The 18,964-nt window shown below is 69.7% G+C and carries 21 protein-coding genes and 5 pseudogenes; 16 read left to right on the forward strand and 10 right to left on the reverse strand.

From position 1 onward, the window contains the following. Positions 1–67: 67 nt before the first annotated feature. Positions 68–331, reverse strand: a complete 264-nt coding sequence (locus tag ACZ4WZ_RS20405) for a helicase associated domain-containing protein (protein ID WP_467892231.1) — start codon at positions 329–331, stop codon at positions 68–70. Between ACZ4WZ_RS20405 and ACZ4WZ_RS20410 the strand changes: the two are divergent. Continuing rightward, a pseudogene (locus ACZ4WZ_RS20410) lies at positions 284–667 on the forward strand (DUF4158 domain-containing protein); the annotation flags it as partial. The gene ACZ4WZ_RS20405 and the pseudogene ACZ4WZ_RS20410 sit on opposite strands and share 48 nt — an antisense overlap. A 95-nt stretch (positions 668–762) precedes the next feature. On the opposite strand, the gene ACZ4WZ_RS20415 reads toward ACZ4WZ_RS20410, so the two are convergent. Next, the gene (locus tag ACZ4WZ_RS20415; RefSeq protein WP_467892424.1) at positions 763–924 is read right to left on the reverse strand and encodes a hypothetical protein; all 162 of its coding nucleotides are present in this window, start codon (positions 922–924) and stop codon (positions 763–765) included. A 168-nt stretch (positions 925–1,092) separates the two neighbouring features. Here ACZ4WZ_RS20415 and ACZ4WZ_RS20420 point away from each other — a divergent pair, with 168 nt between their 5' ends. Continuing rightward, entirely contained in the window at positions 1,093–1,599 is a 507-nt protein-coding gene (locus ACZ4WZ_RS20420; protein WP_467892426.1) for a hypothetical protein, read from the forward strand. 154 nt (positions 1,600–1,753) lie between these two features. Then, positions 1,754–1,998: pseudogene (locus tag ACZ4WZ_RS20425) on the forward strand (hypothetical protein). Between the two features lie 331 nt (positions 1,999–2,329). Here ACZ4WZ_RS20425 and ACZ4WZ_RS20430 read toward each other — a convergent pair. Both ACZ4WZ_RS20430 and ACZ4WZ_RS20435 read right to left on the reverse strand, forming a co-directional pair. Continuing rightward, positions 2,330–3,181, reverse strand: a complete 852-nt coding sequence (locus ACZ4WZ_RS20430) for a hypothetical protein (RefSeq protein WP_467892233.1) — start codon at positions 3,179–3,181, stop codon at positions 2,330–2,332. Continuing rightward, a complete protein-coding gene (locus ACZ4WZ_RS20435; protein WP_467892234.1) occupies positions 3,178–3,744 on the reverse strand; it encodes a SigE family RNA polymerase sigma factor in 567 nt (188 codons plus the stop codon). Before ACZ4WZ_RS20435 ends, ACZ4WZ_RS20430 begins: the two co-directional genes overlap by 4 nt. A gap of 340 nt (positions 3,745–4,084) precedes the next feature. On the opposite strand from ACZ4WZ_RS20435, the gene ACZ4WZ_RS20440 reads away from it, so the two are divergent. Both ACZ4WZ_RS20440 and ACZ4WZ_RS20445 read left to right on the forward strand, forming a co-directional pair. Beyond that, positions 4,085–5,428 carry a pectate lyase family protein gene (locus ACZ4WZ_RS20440; RefSeq protein WP_467892235.1) on the forward strand — a complete coding sequence of 448 codons (1,344 nt, stop codon included), beginning with the start codon at positions 4,085–4,087 and terminating at the stop codon, positions 5,426–5,428. Positions 5,429–5,774: 346 nt separating this feature from the next. Beyond that, complete coding sequence (locus tag ACZ4WZ_RS20445) at positions 5,775–6,188, forward strand: hypothetical protein (protein WP_467892237.1); 414 nt, start codon at positions 5,775–5,777, stop codon at positions 6,186–6,188. A 60-nt stretch (positions 6,189–6,248) separates the two neighbouring features. Here the strand turns inward: ACZ4WZ_RS20445 and ACZ4WZ_RS20450 are convergent, their stop codons facing one another. Together ACZ4WZ_RS20450 and ACZ4WZ_RS20455 are read right to left on the reverse strand one after the other, a co-directional pair. Further along, the gene (locus ACZ4WZ_RS20450; protein WP_467892239.1) at positions 6,249–6,404 is read right to left on the reverse strand and encodes a hypothetical protein; all 156 of its coding nucleotides are present in this window, start codon (positions 6,402–6,404) and stop codon (positions 6,249–6,251) included. Positions 6,405–6,485: 81 nt separating this feature from the next. Further along, positions 6,486–6,788, reverse strand: coding sequence for a hypothetical protein (locus ACZ4WZ_RS20455; protein ID WP_467892242.1), 303 nt, complete (start codon positions 6,786–6,788; stop codon positions 6,486–6,488). A 461-nt stretch (positions 6,789–7,249) separates the two neighbouring features. Here ACZ4WZ_RS20455 and ACZ4WZ_RS20460 point away from each other — a divergent pair, with 461 nt between their 5' ends. From ACZ4WZ_RS20460 to ACZ4WZ_RS20475, 4 genes are all read left to right on the forward strand, one after another. After that, a complete protein-coding gene (locus tag ACZ4WZ_RS20460; RefSeq protein WP_467892243.1) occupies positions 7,250–7,747 on the forward strand; it encodes a DUF6879 family protein in 498 nt (165 codons plus the stop codon). A gap of 83 nt (positions 7,748–7,830) precedes the next feature. Continuing rightward, positions 7,831–8,064 carry a hypothetical protein gene (locus tag ACZ4WZ_RS20465; protein ID WP_467892245.1) on the forward strand — a complete coding sequence of 78 codons (234 nt, stop codon included), beginning with the start codon at positions 7,831–7,833 and terminating at the stop codon, positions 8,062–8,064. Then, positions 8,058–8,552: a GNAT family N-acetyltransferase gene (locus ACZ4WZ_RS20470; RefSeq protein ID WP_467892248.1), complete on the forward strand. Its 495-nt coding sequence runs from the start codon at positions 8,058–8,060 to the stop codon at positions 8,550–8,552. The genes ACZ4WZ_RS20465 and ACZ4WZ_RS20470 overlap by 7 nt, the downstream gene beginning before the upstream one ends. A 180-nt stretch (positions 8,553–8,732) precedes the next feature. After that, complete coding sequence (locus tag ACZ4WZ_RS20475; RefSeq protein WP_467892250.1) at positions 8,733–9,563, forward strand: DUF6461 domain-containing protein; 831 nt, start codon at positions 8,733–8,735, stop codon at positions 9,561–9,563. Positions 9,564–9,640: 77 nt separating this feature from the next. On the opposite strand, the pseudogene ACZ4WZ_RS20480 reads toward ACZ4WZ_RS20475, so the two are convergent. Next, positions 9,641–10,449 (reverse strand): annotated as a pseudogene (locus ACZ4WZ_RS20480) (IS5 family transposase). A gap of 4 nt (positions 10,450–10,453) precedes the next feature. Further along, positions 10,454–11,080, reverse strand: coding sequence for an NPCBM/NEW2 domain-containing protein (locus ACZ4WZ_RS20485; protein WP_467892252.1), 627 nt, complete (start codon positions 11,078–11,080; stop codon positions 10,454–10,456). A gap of 1,300 nt (positions 11,081–12,380) precedes the next feature. Between ACZ4WZ_RS20485 and ACZ4WZ_RS20490 the strand changes: the two are divergent. Then, positions 12,381–12,650: pseudogene (locus tag ACZ4WZ_RS20490) on the forward strand (ribonuclease FAU-1 family protein); the annotation flags it as partial. Positions 12,651–12,937: 287 nt separating this feature from the next. Here ACZ4WZ_RS20490 and ACZ4WZ_RS20495 read toward each other — a convergent pair. Then, a complete protein-coding gene (locus ACZ4WZ_RS20495) occupies positions 12,938–13,111 on the reverse strand; it encodes a hypothetical protein (protein ID WP_467892254.1) in 174 nt (57 codons plus the stop codon). Between the two features lie 23 nt (positions 13,112–13,134). On the opposite strand from ACZ4WZ_RS20495, the gene ACZ4WZ_RS20500 reads away from it, so the two are divergent. Next, on the forward strand, positions 13,135–13,536 hold the full coding sequence (locus ACZ4WZ_RS20500; protein ID WP_467892256.1) for a hypothetical protein: 402 nt from the start codon (positions 13,135–13,137) through the stop codon (positions 13,534–13,536). Between the two features lie 217 nt (positions 13,537–13,753). Here the strand turns inward: ACZ4WZ_RS20500 and ACZ4WZ_RS20505 are convergent, their stop codons facing one another. Then, a complete protein-coding gene (locus ACZ4WZ_RS20505; protein ID WP_467892258.1) occupies positions 13,754–14,446 on the reverse strand; it encodes a hypothetical protein in 693 nt (230 codons plus the stop codon). A gap of 893 nt (positions 14,447–15,339) precedes the next feature. On the opposite strand from ACZ4WZ_RS20505, the gene ACZ4WZ_RS20510 reads away from it, so the two are divergent. From ACZ4WZ_RS20510 to ACZ4WZ_RS20530, 5 genes and pseudogenes are all read left to right on the forward strand, one after another. After that, positions 15,340–15,570: a hypothetical protein gene (locus ACZ4WZ_RS20510; RefSeq protein WP_467892260.1), complete on the forward strand. Its 231-nt coding sequence runs from the start codon at positions 15,340–15,342 to the stop codon at positions 15,568–15,570. Next, a complete protein-coding gene (locus tag ACZ4WZ_RS20515; RefSeq protein ID WP_467892261.1) occupies positions 15,570–15,842 on the forward strand; it encodes a hypothetical protein in 273 nt (90 codons plus the stop codon). Before ACZ4WZ_RS20510 ends, ACZ4WZ_RS20515 begins: the two co-directional genes overlap by 1 nt. A 386-nt stretch (positions 15,843–16,228) precedes the next feature. Beyond that, a complete protein-coding gene (locus tag ACZ4WZ_RS20520) occupies positions 16,229–17,884 on the forward strand; it encodes a phospholipase D family protein (RefSeq protein ID WP_467892264.1) in 1,656 nt (551 codons plus the stop codon). Between the two features lie 261 nt (positions 17,885–18,145). Then, positions 18,146–18,487 (forward strand): annotated as a pseudogene (locus ACZ4WZ_RS20525) (DNA primase); the annotation flags it as partial. Beyond that, complete coding sequence (locus ACZ4WZ_RS20530) at positions 18,484–18,945, forward strand: DUF6009 family protein (RefSeq protein WP_467892266.1); 462 nt, start codon at positions 18,484–18,486, stop codon at positions 18,943–18,945. The pseudogene ACZ4WZ_RS20525 and the gene ACZ4WZ_RS20530, both read left to right, overlap by 4 nt. Positions 18,946–18,964: the final 19 nt, after the last annotated feature.

The raw sequence follows: 18,964 nt of genomic DNA on the forward strand, positions 1-18,964 counted from the left end.
CTCCGCGGGTCATACGGCTCGAACGGCTGCCACCGGCCGAGATGTCGATGCGGGTGGGGTGGACGGACTACCGGGTGAGGCGGCAGGGCGTCAGCATGACGGCTGCGAGGTTCTCGGCGAAGGCGGCGTCGGTGGTGTCCCACACGATCGCGAGTTCCTCCAGCTCGGTCGCCCGCTCGCCGGTCATCTGCCCGGCGCGGACATCCCTGCGCTGATCGGAGAGCCACCGCCAGTTGATTTCCTCTCTGATGATCAGGTCTCCCGCTTCGGCCGGTTCGCTGCCGTGCCCTCCCCCGGTGAGCTGGAGCAGTTCTTCCGCCTGGACGCGCATGCGCTCGGGCTGGCTCGTGCGAAGCGGGCCGCGGCGAACCGGTTGGGGTCGGCAGTGCAGTGGGGCTGCGTCCGGATGCTGGGCGTGTTCCCGACCGAGGACCTGTCGCTCGTGCCGGACGCGGTGGTGCGGTTCGCGGCCGAGCAGCTCGACGTCGAGCCGGACGAGTACGGCGCGTACGGGGCCCGGCGGCAGAGCCGGTACGAGCACGCGTGGGAGATCCGGGACGCCCGCGGCTACCGCGAGTTCCCGGCCGCCGAGGACGAGGTCCGCGCGTTCGTGGCGGCGCAAGTGTGGGCGTCGTTGGAGGGGCCGAGGGCGGTGTTCGACCGGGCGGTGGTGTGGCTGGTGGACAACCGGGTGCTGCTGCCGGGGATCACGACGTTGACCCCGCTGATGCGGGTCTCGGGGGCGGCCATGACCGCGGCCCTTCAGCGGGCGAAGGAGGTCCAGGGCCTGGGCGCCCACCTGGTGCCGACATCGGTGGTGCCGGCGGCCGGGCTGTCGGGGCTGGCCCGGTACGGGATGGGCTCGAAGGCCCCCACCCTGCGGGACCTGGAGGAGTCGCGGAAGACCGCGACGCTGCTGGCCACCGTGCAGCACCTGGAGACCGCGACCGTCGATGACGCCCTGGACCTCCTGGACGTGCTGATGTCGTCTCGGCTGCTGTCGCGGGCGGAGCGGGTGGGCAAGGAGGAGAAGCTCAAGTCCCTGCCGAGGCTGCCCGGGGGGGGGCGGGGCGGGTCGCGAAGGCGGTCGGGGTGCTGCTGGAGACCGCGCCGGCGACCGATACCGGGGAGCGGGTCTCGGTGGTCGACGCGTGGTCGGCGATCGAGAAGATCGTGCCCTGCGAGAAGCTCACCGAGGCCCTGGCCGTCATCGCCGAGGTCGTCCCCCGTGAGGAGGGCGACGAGGAAGCGGAGTGGCGGGCCGCGCTCGCCACCCACTACAGCACCGTGCGCGGCTTCATCCGCCTGCTGGTCGACGTCGTCGACTTCGGCGCGGTGCAGGCCGGGGCCCCGGTGGTGCAGGCGTTGAAGCAGCTGCCGCACCTGATCGGCCGCAAGAAGATCGACGCCTGCGAAGGTCTCCGACTCCCTGGTGGGCGGGTCGTGGCGGCGCCTGGTGTTCGCCGCCCCCGGCCTGGAGCCGGGCCTGGCGGACAAGGCCGCGTACTCCTTCTGCGTGCTGGAGCACCCGCACCGCTGTCTGCGCCGCCGCGACGTCTACGCCGTGCGCGGGCGATCGGTGGAGCGACCCGCGGGTGAGGCCCCTGGCCGGAGACCGCCGGGAGGAGGCCCAGTCGACCGTGCTCACCGCGCTCGGCCTGGACGCGGGAGCCGCCGGGCACGTGGCCGAACTCGCCGGCGCGCTGCACGGCGCCTACCACCAGACCGTCGCCGGGCTGCCGACGAACACCGCGTGTCGGTGGAGGGTGGGAATTCTGCGCGACGGATCACCCCGCTCCGCTCCGCTGGCGGACACCGCCGCTACTCCCGCTACCAGCTGCGCATCGCCGCCCGCGCCCGCGAACTCGTCGACCAGGGCACCCGATCGAGGCCGCTTGCCGGATCCTCATCCTTGAGGACCAGCTCGAGGAGGCGCGCCGCATCAACGCTGGATTCCGCCGCGTCGCCGAGTCGGCGAACCGGACGGCCGCGGCGTGAGCTGGGGCACGCCTGCCGGCCTCGGCCGGCCTGCGCGCACCCGGTCCACGGCAGGACTGGTACGCGTTTCCTGTGGTGACAGAACGCACGGGCGCGTCACGTCTGCGTCAGCCGTCGTGGTTCGGAAGTTCCCTTGGCCCAGGCCCAGGCCCAGGCCTTCCGCATGTCGCCCGAGGGTGGCGGCTCCGCTGGTCACCGCCCGGCGGGCGGTGACCCGGCGACGGTGGCGGACGCGCTGCTCAGCTCGTGCAGTCATGTCCCGTCCTTGCGTGGGGAAGAGCTAGCGCCTTCTGATCGCCACGGGTGGGGAAGGGCTGCCGCGTTCTCGTGATCAGTCGTCGTGCCGGGCGAAGTCGCCCGCCACGGTCAGCTGTTCGCTCCGCGTCCGGGCGGTGGCCGCGTAGCGGTCGTCCCGGGCGTCCCGGCCGCCGCGGGCGTGCTTGTACTGCCCGGCGAACATCCACTGGCCGGCCGGGACCGTACGACCCTGCTTGAGCACCCAGGTGTGGACGAGGTAACCGTCCTTCTCGGCGATCGTCAGCGTGAAGTCGGCCTCGGGCAGCGACCGCCACGCACCGGTGGAGGTGACCCCGCCGGTCTGGGCGATCCGCAACTCGACGGTCACCGCGGTCAGTTCTTCGCGCGTCTTGAGGGTGACGTTGCTCTGTGCCCAGAAGTCGTTGCTGTGCGGGTCCACGGAGCCGTCCGACCACAGCGACCCGTCCTGCTCACCGGCGGCGGGCGCGCCGGCGTCGGGCGTACGCGGCGGGGAGACGCGGGGCTCGCGGGGCTCGCGGGAGGCGCTCGGCGCCGGATCCACGGACGTCGGGGCCACCGGCGAGGGAGCCCGGCGCGTCGCGTCCGTCGACGGGGTGGGCGTGGAGGCGGAGGTGGGGGCGGGCGTCGGCGGGACCGCGACCGTCTGCTGCGGAGGCTCGTCGTTCACCAGGGAGGACACGCCGTAGCCGCTGGCGGCGAGGATCCCCGCGACCGCCGTGGAGACGCCCACCGCGCGCACCCAGCCGAACCGGGGAGGGCGGGCCGCAGGGGAGCGGGGCAGGTCCTCCTGCGTCATGCCGCGCTCGAGCCGTGCCAGGATCCGCGCGCGGTCGGGCCGGTGCGCCCCGGCCGCCTCGTGCAGCCGGGTGCGGAGCTCGTCGTGCACGTCCCGCCGCATGGTCATCGGTCCCTTCCTCCGGCATTCCCGGTACGCGCCATCGCCGCGTGCACCTTACGCGGAGCGTCGTGCGCGCCGAGCAGCCGCTGCAGCTCGGCCATCCCCTTCGACGTCTGGCTCTTCACCGTACCGATCGACACGCCCAGGGCCATCGCGGTGTCCTTCTCGGACAGGTCGAACGCATGGCGCAGCACGACACACGCCCGCTTCCGGAACGGCAGCCTGCGCAGCGCCCCTTGTACGTCGACCACCCCGGCCACGTCCGGATTCTCTGTCTTCTCCTCCCGCTGCGCCCAGAACAGCGCGATACGCCGCCGCTCGCGCACCGCTCTGCGTATCCGCGTCCGGGCCAGATTGGCGACCACGCCCCGCGCGTACGCCACCGGCTGCTTGCTCGCCCGCACCCGGTCCCAGCGGTGCCACAGCGCGAGCAGCGCATCCGCGGCCAGGTCGTCGGCGGCATCCGCCTCGCCGGTCAACAGGTGTGCGAGCCGGGCCAATTCGGCGTGGTGCCGCTCGAAGAAGGCATGGAACTCCACGGAGGCGGCGTCATCGACAACTGTGGCCACGGGCGATGTCTCCTCGCAGCGACCTCGGGGCCCCGGAACCGGCGCCTGTGCCTGTCATGTGTGCGACATGGGAATGTCTGGACGAGATCCGCAAGAGTAGCAGTAAGCAAGCGCTTGGTCAGCACGCCTGCCACCTGACGGCGCTCCCGGTCTCGAGCAGGGACGGGCAGGGGGCCCGCAGCCGTCAAGACGATCGGCTGGATCGATGCGCGCTCGTCCCGAATGAGGTTCGGTTGCTGACCTGGGCCTGCAAAAAAAGCTCCCCGTCCGCGGCAACCTTTCACGGGTCGGCGGCCACTGACAGGCGTAACCCCGTTCCTCTCCCCTGTAAGGAAGCCCCGTGACTGCTCGCTCCCACCGCCGGTCCCTCCGCTCCCGTCGTGCCGCCGTCATCTGCGCGGCCGTCGTGGCCGCATGCGTCGGCTCTGGTGTTGTCGTGATGAACGCCAACGCCGGGACCGTCGACCTGTACCACCAGACACTCACCGCGAAGGACGGCTGGGCGTCCTCCGGTACGGGGACCACCGGTGGCACGAAGGCCGACGCCGCGCACACCGTCACCGTCTCCACCCGTGCGCAGCTCGTGAAGGCACTGGGCTCGGTCTCCGACACCGCGCCCCGTATCATCAAGATCAACGGCATGATCGACGCCAACACCGATGACAGCGGAAAGAAGCTGACCTGCGCCGACTACGCCCTCGGTACCGGCTACTCGCTGTCGGCCTACCTCAAGGCCTACGACCCTGCCACCTACGGCCGCTCCAAGCTGCCCTCCGGCACCCAGGAGACGGCACGCGCCGCCGCCCAGGCCAAGCAGGGCAAGAACATTGTCTTCAAGGTCCCCGCCAACACGACGATCGTCGGCGTCCCTGGCACGAACGCGGGCCTCACCGGGGCCATGCTCCAGATTCAGAACGTGGACAACGTCATCGTCCGAAACCTGACCTTCGCCGCCACTGAGGACTGCTTCCCTCAGTGGGACCCGACCGACGGCGACGACGGCAACTGGAACTCCAACTACGACTCGGTGTCCCTGCGCGGCGCGACCCACGTGTGGGCGGACCACAACACGTTCACCGACGCGCCGCACTTCGACAGCGCCAACCCCAAGTACTTCGGCCGCGAGTACCAGATCCACGACGGCGCCCTGGACATCACCAAGGGATCCGACCTGGTGACCGTCTCGCGCAACCAGTTCACCAACCACGACAAGACGATGCTGATCGGCAGCAGCGACACCGAGAGCGTCGGCAAGCTGCGCGTCTCCATCCACCACAACGTGTGGAAGGGCATCATGCAGCGCGCCCCGTTGGCCCGCATCGGTCAGATCCACATCTACAACAACTACTACGACGTCACACCCCTCAACGGGTACACGCCGCAGTACAGCATCAACTCCCGCGCCAAGGCCCAGGTCGTCGCGGAGAACAACTACTGGAAGCTGCCGTCCGGCGCGAAGGCCGCGAAGCTCCTCAGCGGTGACGGCACCGGCTCGGTCAAGGGCTCCGGCAACCTCGTCAACGACACGGTGACCGACCTCGTCGCCGCCTACAACGCCGCCTCGTCCAAGGACCTGAAGACCACGGTCAACTGGACACCGACCCTCACGACGGGCCTGGAGCCCTCGGCGAGCAACCTTCCGACGTCGCTGGCGACCACGACGGGGGCGGGCGTGCTCAAGTAGCACCCGAGACGCGCGAGGGCCAGGAGACCACGAGCCCCCGGCCCTCGCGTACCGCGCCGCGCGGTGCGCCGCCACGGACTGTGAGGGCCCGCCGATGCGTTCCCGGACCCCTCACGGCGTCTGCCAGGCAACAGCCCACAGGCCGGTTCACGCATGCCGCATGCCGCATGGCGCATGGCGAGGTCGTCGGTGGTGCGGGGGTTCGCTCCGACGACGGTGCGCGGTAGCACCTCCCTCCTGACCAGCTGCTGGCCCGCACACGCGGAACGTGAACCGCAGGCCGCTACCCCGCCTGCTTGACGCAGGTCCGGTCCCCGCCGGCAGCTTGCCGGTGGCCAGGTACCGGTTGACCTGGTCGTCCACGCAGGCGTTCGCCCGCCGCTACGGCTTCGACCCCCGCCGCCCGGTGCAGTGGGAGGTCGAAGCCCTGGAGCCGGACGAACTCCAGAGTGTGGTCCTCGCCGCCGTCGACCCGTACATCGACCGCGACGTCCTCGCGCAGCAGATCGCCGGCGAAACAGCAGCGCCGCGCACTGACCGACTTCACGCCACCCACCCCGAAGCGCCCGCCCGCCTTCTTCCCTTCCTGAGACCGGAGGTGCTGCTGTCTCTCACACGGTCGGAATTCCCCTGGTGGGTGCGGGCGGAGCTGGCAGGCGGAGAGACCATGGCCGATCTGCACGACCTGGTAGCGGATGTGATGCCTGCCCTGGATCCGGACGAACAGGCGTTCTTCCCGGGGAGACGCTGGAAACCGTGATGGGCACGCGCCACGAACTCACGCTGCTGGGCAAGCCGGGGGCTTGCCCAGGGGGCTGGGTTACGCCATCGCGATGGCCACGGTCTCCAGCACGGCGCGCTGCTGCGAGTCCACGGGCACGTCGGCCTGGCGCAGCGAGCGGAGCGTGCTGCCGTCGGCGCACAGCCTGCACAGCCCGATCACCGGGAGCGGACCGACGCCGATGAGGGTGTGCAAGGAAGAGCTCTCTTAGACCGGCTGGCAACAGCCGGGACACAGACGGCAGGGCTCACGGCTGAGAACGGGCACGCCGGTCGCTCATTCAGCGACGTCGACGTGGAAGTTCTCCGCGGGCTGGTCGGCCTTGTCTTCCTTGGGCAGGCCCAGATCACCGCACTGGTTGGCTGGCGCGGAAAACGGCAGGGCAAGTAGATGGGACACCAGACCGCCGGCTGCGTGCCGTGCGTCGGCGACGCGGGCCGAGCCGCTGTTGACACACCGGTTGTCGTGCGCACTGTTACCGAAGCCGATGACCGACGTGGCATCCGCCGCGGTGGCGGTGAACGCCACCAGGCCGACCGCGGCCACAGCCACCGCAGTACCTCGCTTGCTCGCTGACACCAGCAGATCTCCTCACCACCGACATGCGCCGGCGAACGGGTTCGATATATGCCTTCTCAGGACAACGACGCCTGAGCCGCCACGTCACGACCGCCCAGACGGCTTCCTGAAGCGTCTGGAGGTCTCCGCAACCAGTGCCCAGTGCGCCGCAGCGCACTGCAGCAGCCGGCCGCCTGGTGCCGCTCGGCTATTGACCGGCGCCGCCACGACGCGGGGCGGTCGTAGCGCAACTGTGCCCAACCGGCTCGCTCGGGAGGCGATCATGGCGTTCCTTTCTTCGGTACGGACCCGAACTCGGGTGGGGGGAACTGCCCGGCGGTGTGGGCGGACACCGACACCCCGCGAGGGCCGGAGCTGGTCTTCCAGGGCAAGCTCGCGGACGCGATGACCCTGGCGGCCTGCGGAACGAGGCGGTCATCCGTGTCTCGGTCCGGATGGTGGAGCAGATCAGGAGGGCGTCGATGCCGCAGAAGCCGCCGGCACCCAGCTTTGACACCCTGCTCGACTCTGCCCGTGTGCAGGCTCTGCACCTGGAACTGCGTGACGTCTATGCCGTCGGTGAGGAACGCGAGGTCTACAGCACGTTCCTGAGGGACGGCAGCGTCCCCGCGGACGACTCGACGTACTGGAGCGGGTGGCTGCCGCTGGTGGAGCGGACCGTCGCCCGCGGCGTGAAGGTGGCCCGTGCCCGGATCGTGTCCGACCCGGTCACCGAGTACATCCGCTTCGAGCACGCCATCACCGACACCAACGTCCGCGCCGGCGAGGAAGTCCGCTGGCTGGGCCGCCGTCACGCCTCCACCCTCGCGCTGCCCGGCAACGACTTCTGGCACGCCGCCGGATGGGCCCACGCCGACATCCAGCCCTCATCACCCCAGACGGCCGCGCCGAAGTCATCGACTACGCCCTCGCCTGCGGCCCCCGACCTCGAACGGCGCCTGCCGTACGCGGCGCCCTGACCCACACCACCGCCCCCGAGATCGCCACCGTCATCCTGGCCGCCCCCGCAGACACACACGTCCAAGCGCAGCCTGCCGCCGACGTGGGGAGCCCGGGCGCCTCCCTGTTCTGGTGCTGGACCGGCCACCGCCCCGTCCCCTACGAGGACAGCACCGACCGCCTGGACAAGCTGGCCGTCATCGCCCAAGGCCGCACCACCCCGCTGACCGACGTACGGCCTTGGCCGTTCCCCGACTTCGAAGCCACCCTCACCGCCTGCCTGGACCCGAACCCCACCGACCGCCCCACCGCCAAGGAACTGACCGCGGCATGGTGACCCTGCGCGCCCTGACCCTAGACGACGCCCCCGCCCTCACCCGCATCTACAGTGGCGCCTCCGTCCGCTACACCACCGGCAGGCCACTTCCCCTCGACCAAGCTCAGGAGAAGATCTGCAGCACCCTTGCCCAGGCGGCGGAGATGCCGAGGGCGCAGTGGAGCTGGGGCATCCTCACCGCCGACGAGATGATCGGGCTCATCGCCCTGCGCCGCCGCTCGCCCGTCATGGGGACCATCAGCTACATCCTGCGCGAGGACACCTGGGGCAGCGGCTACGCCACCGACGCCGCCCAGCAGGTCGTCGCCTTCGCCTTCACCACCGCCGGGTTGGAACGCGTGGAAGCCATGCACCACCCCGCCAACCCGACCTCCGGCCGCGTCCTGGCCAAGGCCGGCTTCACCCGCACCGGCACCACCGTCCAACCTGCCGTCGACGGGGCCGTCGTGCCGTACGAGACGTACGTGATTCAGCACTGGACGAACTGAAGGCCCCGAAGAGGGTTGCACCGGAAGGGGTCTGGAGGGTTGTCTGGACGGTTGCACTAAGAGCTCGTAACAAGATCATGTTTGCTGATATGGACTCAACGGCGCGACTTGGGGGAGGGCTCCAGACGTAACGCCAGCGTGCGCCGGGCATTGTCATAGGCATCAGGCACACTGCGCTGCATGAACTTGGTGACCGCGCACGACTACGCCTGGATCCGCACCTCGCCGATCTTCCGCCACGCAATGGAGAGCGGATACACCCTGACACTGATACGGGGGCGGAGCCCGCACGAGGTGCTGCGCGCGATGGAGGCGGTACCGCGCGGCACCGGGCAGGGAACGGCCGGGCTGATCGAGGCGGACGACGCCCACCGCGCCGAGGTGGACTGGGACGAGTCCTACGTCGCGGGCGCCTTCAGCATTCCGGGCGAGAACGGCGATTGGACACTCGTCCTGGGCTTCGACGGTGGCTTGGGGATCGAGGGCGCGTGCGTGGAGACGCTGTCGAAGGGCGGCCGGGTTGTGGCGCACTCGAGCAACGGCGGCAAGCCCATCCACCTCTTCCACTGGTTCGAGGACGGTGGGCTCCGTACGACGTTCGAGGGCCCCTCGTCGCGCGACGGCAACACCCCCGATGAACTGGTCCCTCTGCTGCGGGATGTCGGCTTCCCCCTGACCGCTGAGGGAGAGCACGATGAGAGCGCGCCGGACGTCGACGGGAAGGCAGCGGTCCTCGCTCTGACCGAAAGACTCACCGGCATACGTGTCACCGAATCCCTCCTCCAGGACGCCACGTACGAACTTGGACTCGTCCCCGAACAGCCCGCCGAGGAGTGGACCGGCGTGGTCATCGACATCACCGATGCCCACGGGAAGCGCCTATACAGGGAATGGACCTACGAGGAGATCGCGACGGCCTCGGACCGAGCACGGACGCAGGCCAACGCGCCGGTCGTGATCACCTACAACGAGCCTCCGACCGGGGGTCGTTCGTGCCAGACGGGTGAGTAGCGAGCGAGCCCGTGGTGGGTGTCGCAGCGCACTCGCCGCCGTCGAAAAGGGACCTTGCCGCCACGGGGGAGGTGCGATCACGGTCCGGCAGCCTTCTTGAGCCGTCGCCAGCAGATCAGCCTGCAGGCCAACGAAATCAAGGTGTCGCGGAGTTCGAGGCGTCGCTCCCACCGCACGGCCAGGCGCTTGAACTGGTGCAGCAGGGCAAAGGTCTGCTCGACAACGTAACGGAGCTTGCCTAGGCCCTTGATGTTCGGGGCCCCTGCGGGAGATCATCGGCAGGATCCGGCGGCGCCGAAGTTCACGGCGCACAGCGCAGGAGTCGTACGCCTTGTCGCCCAGGATGGCGTCGGGGCGTTGGCGGGGACGGCCCAGGCGGCCGGCCAGCGGCGGGGTGCCGTCGACCAGGACGAGGTCTGCGTGACGTCATTGACGTTCGCCGCGGTCGTGATGACGTGCAGCGGGTTGCAGCGCCCGTCGCAGATTAGATGGTGCTTGCTGTCCGTCTTGCACCGGTCGACCGGTGACGGACCGGTCGCGGCTCCCCTTTTCTTCGCGCGGACGTCGGAGCCGTCCACACACGCGCGGGGCCAGTCGAGTTCGCCAGCCGCGTTCAGCTTCGCGAGCAGAGTGCGGTGCAGTTGATCGAAGGCCCCTGCCAGCGGCCCAGGCGGCGCCAACAGGTCTGTCCGGAACCGAACCCTTGCTCCAGCGAGAGGAGTTGCCACCCGATGTCCTGGTACAGGACGTACAGGATGCCCTGCAGGCACAACCGGGCCGACACCGGTTTCGGCCCCGGGGACCGCTCGGGCCAGGGCGGCAGCAGTGGCTCGATCAACACCCCACAAGTCACCGAAAGTAATTGTTCTCTGCTGTGACTGCGCATCTGATTATCTTGAAAGTCGGGCATCTCCCCAGGAGCCGTAAGAGTAGTTGTCGTAGTACTCGCCTGCCGTGAAGGAAACCTTGAGCATGAGGCGGAGGGCCCCTGCTACGTTGATGCTTACTTTCTCAGACTCGCCCACGCCCAGTTCTCGCCTGAATTCGGAGCGACCGTCCACGGACACCTGGAAGGTGATCCGGCCACCCGTTGGGGAGTCGTCTCGTACTCCGATAGTGGCATCGAACGACTTCCAGCGGCCGCCAAGGTTGTATTCCGCATAGCTACTTGGAAGCGAGTTCTTGTCGACTGAGAAAGACACACTTTGAGCAAATGTTCGACCCTGCAGGTCGGTCGATCCCCTCTCTGGAGGGTAGCCCCCTGGCATCGGTTCTAGGTCGGCCAGGTATTTCTCCTGCGACTGTAGTGACGGTGGTGGTAGCGGAGGAGCGATCTCCTCAGGCTTCGATTTCGTCGACTCGGGAAGAGGGCTCTGAGACACCGGAGGAGAAGGAGGAGGAGGTTCAGGCTGCTCATTGCATCCCTTGATCCCGAAGAAACTCAGCACGGCTAGAACGCTGGCGGCAATTGTCAAGATTGCAGCCCAACGATGTACTCCTGAGCGCTCATCAGTCACAGCACGATTGTCCGATGGCGTGGCCGGAGCGATGTTGCGACACGCTTCCGATCCGCCCCCACTCTCGGCGTCATCATCGCCTGGTACTCAACCGGGGGGAGCGGGGCGCGGCCGCGGGCCCCTCAGCGGCCGGGTGTGGCACTTCGGCCGGCTCGGCGGCGAGGCGGGCCCGGCGGCCGTCCGTGGGCGGTGCAGGGGGAGCTGCGGGGCGCGGGCCGGTGCCCAGGGCGCGACGTTCGATCACTTGCCCAGTTTCCCGGCTGGGCGCCGGGGTTCGGACCACGAGGGAGCATGGCGGGCGTCCTGTCCTGCGCCGTCGGCGTCTTCTTGCTCTCGGCACGGTGGGCGTTCGGCGGGCGGCGGTAGCGCCGGCGCGGGTGCTCGCGGCGGCTGCCCCGCGCTTCCGGGGGGCGTTCGGTGTCGGCTGCGGGCGTACGCCGGGCAGGACGTGGTTGCTCCGGCGCGCCGCCCGCGTGACCGATCTGAGGCCCGGGCGGGCTGGTAGTCCTCGTGCCGGCCGGCGGCCTAGCGGTGGATGAGGCGGAACGCGACCGGCTCTTCGCCATCGGCAGGCTGCAGCTACACCGAGGTGGAGTTCACTCTCTCCCAAGGCGGGAGCGTCAGGCCTGACTGCGATATCACCGCACCCTGCTGCTGATCACCGGCTCGTTCACCAGCGCTTCGACTTCCGGTTCGCCGCTGCGGCCAGGGCCGACTCGTCTTCCCCACCACTCTCGTCCGGCTCGGCAGCCGCCTCTGGTCCACGGTGCAGATCGATCAAGGTTGGCGGAAGCCATGAGCGCGCCAGGAGCCCCTGTTGTCGTCGGCCGCGGCGCGCCTGGGCCGCCTGAACGCCTGCGGCCTGCGCTGACTGGTCGCCGATACCGAACGCCTCGCGCGTTGCGGGACAGGAATCGGTCGCTGCCCGTGGCGGCCGGACTTCCGGCGGCCAACGCTGCGGCGTGTTCGGGATCGGTTGGCGTCGGTAGTCGCGGGTAAGCCCAAGGGGATCCTGGGCAAGCTGTGCTCGGAAGGCGGCTTTGCCACCTCCGATGGGCGCTGGGCTGGGTATGTCCGGCTGGACGTTCCGGTCGGTGCCTTGAGGGAGGGTGCGATGCGCTGCTTCGAGACGGGCCAGACGGGCCGGGTGTGGAGCGAGCACGCGCTGCGCTTCATCGCCGACGCGAGCGAGGCCCTGGTAGCCGCCTGCTCGCCGGGGGCGGAGACCCGATGGCCGGCCCTGTACGTCAAGGCCCGCGACGAGGGCGACCGGTCGGTGCGGACGGAGGCGGTCGACGCGATGGCGCGGTGTGGCAGGAGACCGAGCTGCTGCTGTGGAAGCCTCCGACAGCGTGGTTCAGCGTCAACGCCTTTTACTTCTCCGACGGCGACGGGCGACGGGCGACGGAACTGGTACGTGAACTTCGAGCATCCCACCCGCCGTACGGCGGACGGCTCCGACACCTTCGACCTCACCGTGGACTTGGTCGTCGACGCCGGCCTCACTCGCCGGGAGTGGAAGGACGAAGACGGGTACGCGCACGTGCGGCGACTCGGCATCGTCACCGACACCGGGCACCAGGCCGTGGACGCCGCCCGCGACCAGGTCCTCGCGATGCTCACCGAACGCTCCGGCCTGTTCGCGCACCCGCAGCGGTGGGGCGGCCTGGCGCTGGGAGCCGGCCTGGCCCGCACCGCGCCTGCCGTAGCCCGCTGCGGGCGAGCAGCTCGGCCCAGTCGCCGCCGGAGGGGTAGGAGCAGCCGTCGTGGGCGTCCCAGCCGGTGGGGGCCAGGAGCTTTTCGGCCGCCGGGTCGACCACCTCGGACCAGGTGGAGAAGAGGCGTACGTGAGCCCGGTCAGGCCGTGGGCGGTGAGTTGGGCGGCGGCCAGGCCGGCGGCTCGGCGCCGATGACCACGCTCGGCAGGTCGGCGGTGGTGGCAGGCGCGTTCAGTGCGGCACCTTGCCTGACCGGAGCGATGCCTACGAAGTCGCGGAAGAATCCATGCTCGACCTCCTTTACCTCAACCATGCTTGAGGGGTGAAGGTCTAGTCATGACCACTCACGATTCGACGATTCTCCTCTTCCGGAACACCATGCGCATCACCGAGGGGCACCTGGAGGGCTTCCGCGACGCTGTCGCCAGGGCAGTTGCGTTCGCGGAGCAGCACGGGCCTCAGCTGATGGTGGAGACCTTCGTGGACGAGGAGCGGATGCTCGCTCACAGCTTCCAGCTCTATCTGGACTCCGACGCGGTCCGCCTCCACTGGAAGTTGGCGGACCCCTACATCCAAGAGGTGATGAAGCACTGCCAGGTGGAGCGCTTCGAGGTGTTCGGTGCACCGGACGCTGATGTGGCAGCGGGGGTGCGTGCGGCTCTCAGCGGGCAGTGCGGGCCGACATTCAGCCCGCGCATTGCCGGCTTCGTCCGCTTCGCCACCGGGCTCCGCGCATAGCCCCCGGCTCCTCGATCACTCGGCGCCCGGGGTCCAACATTGACGCTGTTGTCGCCGGCCTCTCACACCCGAAGGCGCCGACGCGGAGCATGTGCAGGCGGCGCTGCGCGGTCCGGTGGGGGCGGAGTGGGAGGCGGACCGGCTGACGGGGGCCTTTTGGGGGTGCCGCTCCCGATTCTCCGGCCGAGGGTGACGGCCTCGGCGGTCGGCCGCCTCGTCAAGGCCGGACTCCGACGTCCACCCGGACCAGGTGGCCGCCCTCGCCCGCCGCCGGGACCTGCCCGCCCTCATCGACCGGCATGTGCCCCTCGGCCCCGACCAGGCTGCGGTGCGCCTGGGCGTGCGCCGCAGGGACTTCGACCAGGTGGTGCGCCTGGGTTGACTGTCCCCGGTCGGCTCGGTGGAGGTCGACTACGAGCGTCAGGGCGGGGTGACCACGGTCCCCCTGTACTCCGCCGAGGACGTCGCGCTCCTGGAGGTGGTCCGCCCCTCCGGCGGGCTGGGCTTCCGACGTCCGGTTGCGGTAGTAGACGACAAGCTCATAGAGACGCTTGCGCTGAATCCTGCAGAAGGGAGAGTTCGCCACCTTCCAGGTAGCGGTGCGATCGGGGCCCTTCTCCACCACCGCGGGCACGTCCAGGACCCAGGTCACCGAGTTCGGCGCGGGCCGCTCGCTCGGCCCGATGAGGAAGTTGCCCGGGGGGATGAGCAGGTGCTCGTCCCTGTCGCCGTTCGGATAGGGCGGAGCGAGGATCGCCCAGGCCGCCTTGTCGAAGTGGTGGCCGATCCGCTCCCGGCCGGTCCCGCCCTGTCGGGCGTAGGCGCGTCCGGCGTGTTCCTTCTTGACGCATACCAGGTTGTCCGGCCTCCAGAACGAGTCGCCGAGCGCGACGTACTCGGGTGGGGCCACCGGACGGAGGGCGCGGCGGATGATGCCCCTTCATACGTGAATTCGACGGGGTCGTAGTGGGCGGGAGGCCTGAGCAGATCACCGTTCGGCGAGTGGTCCCTCAGCGCAAGGATCCCGCGGGGCAGCAGCTTGCCGTCCTTGAGTTCCACCAGCACATCGCCGGTGACCTTCCACCCGGCTGGGACGTTCGGCCTGACGACGTAGTAGACGCCACCGAGCCGGTACATCTACTCCAACTCGGCGTCGAAGCTGGTGACGAAGCCGATCTCCAGATCGCCGTAGCGTTGCGTGATCACACTGACCCTCTCTGTAACGAATGCTGGGGATGTGCACGCCTGTAGGCACGGCATCGACCAGGCGCTCCGCGGCAGAACCGGCGACGAGGCTCCGTACCGATGCGCTCGCCACTGCACACCGCAGCGCAGGGCCCTCCGGATGGCGGAACTGAACGGGTGTCCCGGCGATGCGGCCGGGACACCCGCCGTTGCCCCCTGGGTGCGGGCGGTGGGGGAGAAGGGGCGGCGCCGTGAGTGATCTGGAAGCTCTGCCAGGAGGTGTCACGCTCACCGTCCGTGAACGTGACACGGTTGGGCACACGTCCCGTCGAGCGAGGTTTGATCAGTCTCACTGAAGTTTGACCGCACGGTCACGCTCCCTTGGGAAAGGGTCACGCTGCCTGAAACCCGGGTCCCTGTATGTCCGTTTCTCGGAGCCTGGAGGGGCTCTCAAGGCCGGTTTCGCGGGCAGAGCGTGCCACATAAAAGTTGATCTCCCGGGCGCCTGCGAGCACCACGGAACGTACTCGAGAAGGAGTTTCGGTCGGAGTGGTCCCGAGCCTGATGGCCCGGCGATACCGTGGTGAGACACGCCAGTTACGCGCCTTGGAGCCCTCGATGAGCGAACAGCCGGCCCCCGACACCGCAGCCCGGCAGCTGGAGCCCGCGGCCGCTGAGGCGGTGCGCGCGTACGCGGCCAAGACCCGGGCCGACGCCGACCGATTCGCTGCCATCCTCGAGGACATCGCTACCAACGGCCTGCCCGACCCCGAGCAGTGCACCCCGTGGGAGGAACTGCGCGAGGCTCACCTCACCCGCCTCGCAGCCCAGCGCCCGGCCGTCGCCTGATGGCCCCGCAGCACGGCCGGCGCCGCGCCCGGATCGCCTTCTCCGACTCCGCCGCCAAGCAGCTGGAGAACATCACCAGCGAGGCGGAGATCCACGCCCTGGACCGCGCCCTGGTCGTCATCTCCGTCGACCCCGACATCGGCGACCCAATCCCCGGCGACACCACCGGCCCCCAGCTGCGCCGGTACGCCGACGAGCTCGAAGCCGTCCGCGTCCTGTACTTCGTCACCGTGCTGCGCACCGTGGTGGTCGTGGCCTACATCGAGGTCTGATCCACGAAGGAGCTCCCGGGTGCCGTCCCTCCACCAGCTCACCGGCAACCGCCTGATCACCGCGATGCGCACCGTCGTGCGGTGTCCTGCCCAGGCGACCGCGCTCTGGCAGGGACCTCAGGCCGGGGCCGGCGCTGCGTGGCTCGTGTTCCTTTGCCTCGCCCACAACGAGCGCACGGAGCGGTGTCCAGGGCGGTATCCGGGGCGGGTTCATGCCGGAGCCGGCCATGCGGGATCCAGCAGAGCCCGCTCCAGCTGCCGTCACGTCGGCCGGGGCTGGGTCAGGGGACGGGTCTGACAAGTGGCTCCGCAACCGAGGGCCCTCCCGGCCTCCAGGGATGATCACAAGGCCGGCGGGTAGGCGCTTCGGCGAAGGGATGGTGCCGATGGAGCGGAGCGACTGGCTGCTGACCCCCGGTGAGCGGGGCAACCCGGCCACCCGCCTCGACCACCGCCGCCCCGACGGAAACGCCTGGTCGGAGGGGAACGAGGCCCGCCCGGTGGTACACGGCGCCGGGTACTTCGCGGAGCTGCTCGAACGGATCGACGCCCAGCGGGCGGGGGACCTGCTGCTGTTCACCGACTGGCGGGGCGACCCTGACGAACGCCTCGCCCCGCACGGCGGTCCCGGCCGGACCGGGTCCGACGAGGACCGCCGCGGTACCGAGATCGGAACGGTCCTCGGCCGCGCCGCCGAGCGGGGGGTGATCGTCAAGGGCCTGGTCTGGCGCTCCCACCTGGACCGGCTGCAGTTCAGTGAGAGCGAGAACAGGCACCTCGGCGAGGAGATCGAGGCCGCGGGCGGCGAGTGCCTCCTCGACATGCGGGTCCGCCCCGGCGGCTCGCACCACCAGAAGCTGGTGGTGCTGCGCCACCCCGGCCGCCCTTCACGCGACATCGCGTACATCGGCGGCATCGACCTGTGCCACAACCGCAACGACGACGCCGCGCACGGCGGCGACCCCCAGTCCCTCCCGATGTCCCAGGCCTACGGACCGCACCCGCCCTGGCACGACATACAGCTGGCCCTGCGCGGCCCGGTCGTCGGCGACGTGGAGGCCGTCTTCCGCGAGCGCTGGGAGGACCCTTCCCCGCTCTCCCGCAGCCCGCTGACCCGCCTGCGGGAGCTGTGGCACCACGAGGACACGCACGCCGACGGCCTTCCCCCGCAGCTGCCCGACCCGGCCCCCTGCGGACCGCACACCGTCCAGGTCCTGCGTACGTACCCGAACCGGCTGCTGCGCGGCTACGCGTTCGCCCCGGACGGCGAGCGGAGCATCGCCCGGGGCTACCTCAAGGCCCTGCGGCGGACCCGTTCCCTGATCTACCTGGAGGACCAGTACCTGTGGTCCCCCCGGGTGATCGACTCCTTCGCGCGGGCCCTGCGGGACAACCCCCGACTGCGGCTGATCGCCGTCATCCCGTCCGTGCCCGAACAGGACGGCCGGCTGAGCCTGCCCATGAACCTCATCGGACGCATCACCGCCCTGAACGCCCTGCGCGCGGCGGGCGGCGGGCGGGTCGCGGTCTACGGGCTGGAGAACCATGCGGGGGTACCCGTCTACGTACACGCCAAGGTGTGCGTCCTCGACGACGTCTGGGCGTCGGTCGGGTCCGACAACATCAACCTCCGCTCCTGGACTCACGATTCGGAGCTCAGCTGCGTGGTGCTCGACGACACGGAGGACGGCCGACCACCCCGCGACCCGGGCGGCCTGGGGGACGGGGCCCGACGGTTCGCCCGGGGGCTGCGTCTGGAACTCTCCCGGGAGCACCTCGACCTCGGTCCCGCGGACAGTCCGACCGCGGACGACGCGCTGTGCGACCCGGAGACCGCCTTCGAGGCCTTCGCCTCGTCGGCCACCGCTCTGGACGACTGGCACGCGGACGGGTGCCGAGGCCCCCGTCCTCCCGGCCGTCTGCGCCGCTACCGCCCGCCGGACCTCTCGTTCCCGATGCGTGTCCTGGCAACGCCCCTCCACCACGTGCTGGTCGACCCTGACGGCCGTCCCTTCCGTCTGCGCCGCCGCAATGCCTTCTAGGCCGGGCCCGGTTCACCTCCCAGCGCGTGGCAACGTTCACCGCAGGGTCCCTGCCGTTCGGTCCCTCAGTCCCTGGGGCTTTCAGTCCCTCAGCGTTTCCGCAGGTCAGAGGGGGTTCCGGGATCAGGGCAGGGACTGAAGGGACTCAGTTTTCACTCTTCCAGCCTTTACGTGCGTGCGTGTATGCGCGGGCGTGTAAGGAGTACTGGTTCATATTGGCGTCATAACCAGAAAACTCAGTCCCTTCGGTCCCTGTTCAGTATCGACGGAGCCCGCCGCTACCTCGCCGGCGAGAAGGGCCTCACCGGACCCACACCCGTACGCATCGCCACCACCGCGTACGCGGAGACCGAAGACCACACCGGGCGCTTCTTCGAGGAACGCTGCATCCTCCACGCCGACCACCGGGCCGAGCAGACCCGCCTCTACAGCCTCTACCGCACCCGGCGTCAGAATCAAGGAGCGCCCGCCGTCTCCTCCCGTGCCTTCGCATCACGGGCCCGCGAACTCGCAGGCCTCGCCTCACCCAAAGAAATGATCTTGTCCAACTCCAAGAAGTACTACCCCGGCATCGGACTGCTCGCCGAAGAGGAGAACACATGAGCTCCCTCATCTCCGACGACGAGATCCACCACGGAGTCGAACTCGTCTGGCTCGAAGACGTCAAAGAACTCGACTACGTCCGCCAGTCCCTCGACCGCCTCCCCTCCCGCCGCGGTAAACCCGCCTACCACCGCGAGGGCCGCCTCGTCGGCTACGCCCAGCTCGGACCCCAGGCCAACCCTTCCCGCAGCAGCGGCACCTTCCGACGCCGCGTCTTCTGGCTGCTCCCGCACGACCGCGACACCCTCCCCGACGGCCTCTACGCCACGCCACCGGAGCCCCGGCCGAAGCAGTCGACCCCACCACCCTCGCGGCGGGCTGCAAGGGCAGGAGGACGGAGCGTTGAGAGCGACCGGCCCAGACCACCGGCGCCTGAACCGGCCCGACGGGACTTTTCTCGTTTGGGACTTCGAAGTTTAGTCGCTTCAGTCGCTTCCTCGTCAGCGCCATACCTCTGACCTGCACAAACAAGCAGGC

The organism is Streptomyces sp. NPDC029122, assembly GCF_055569445.1.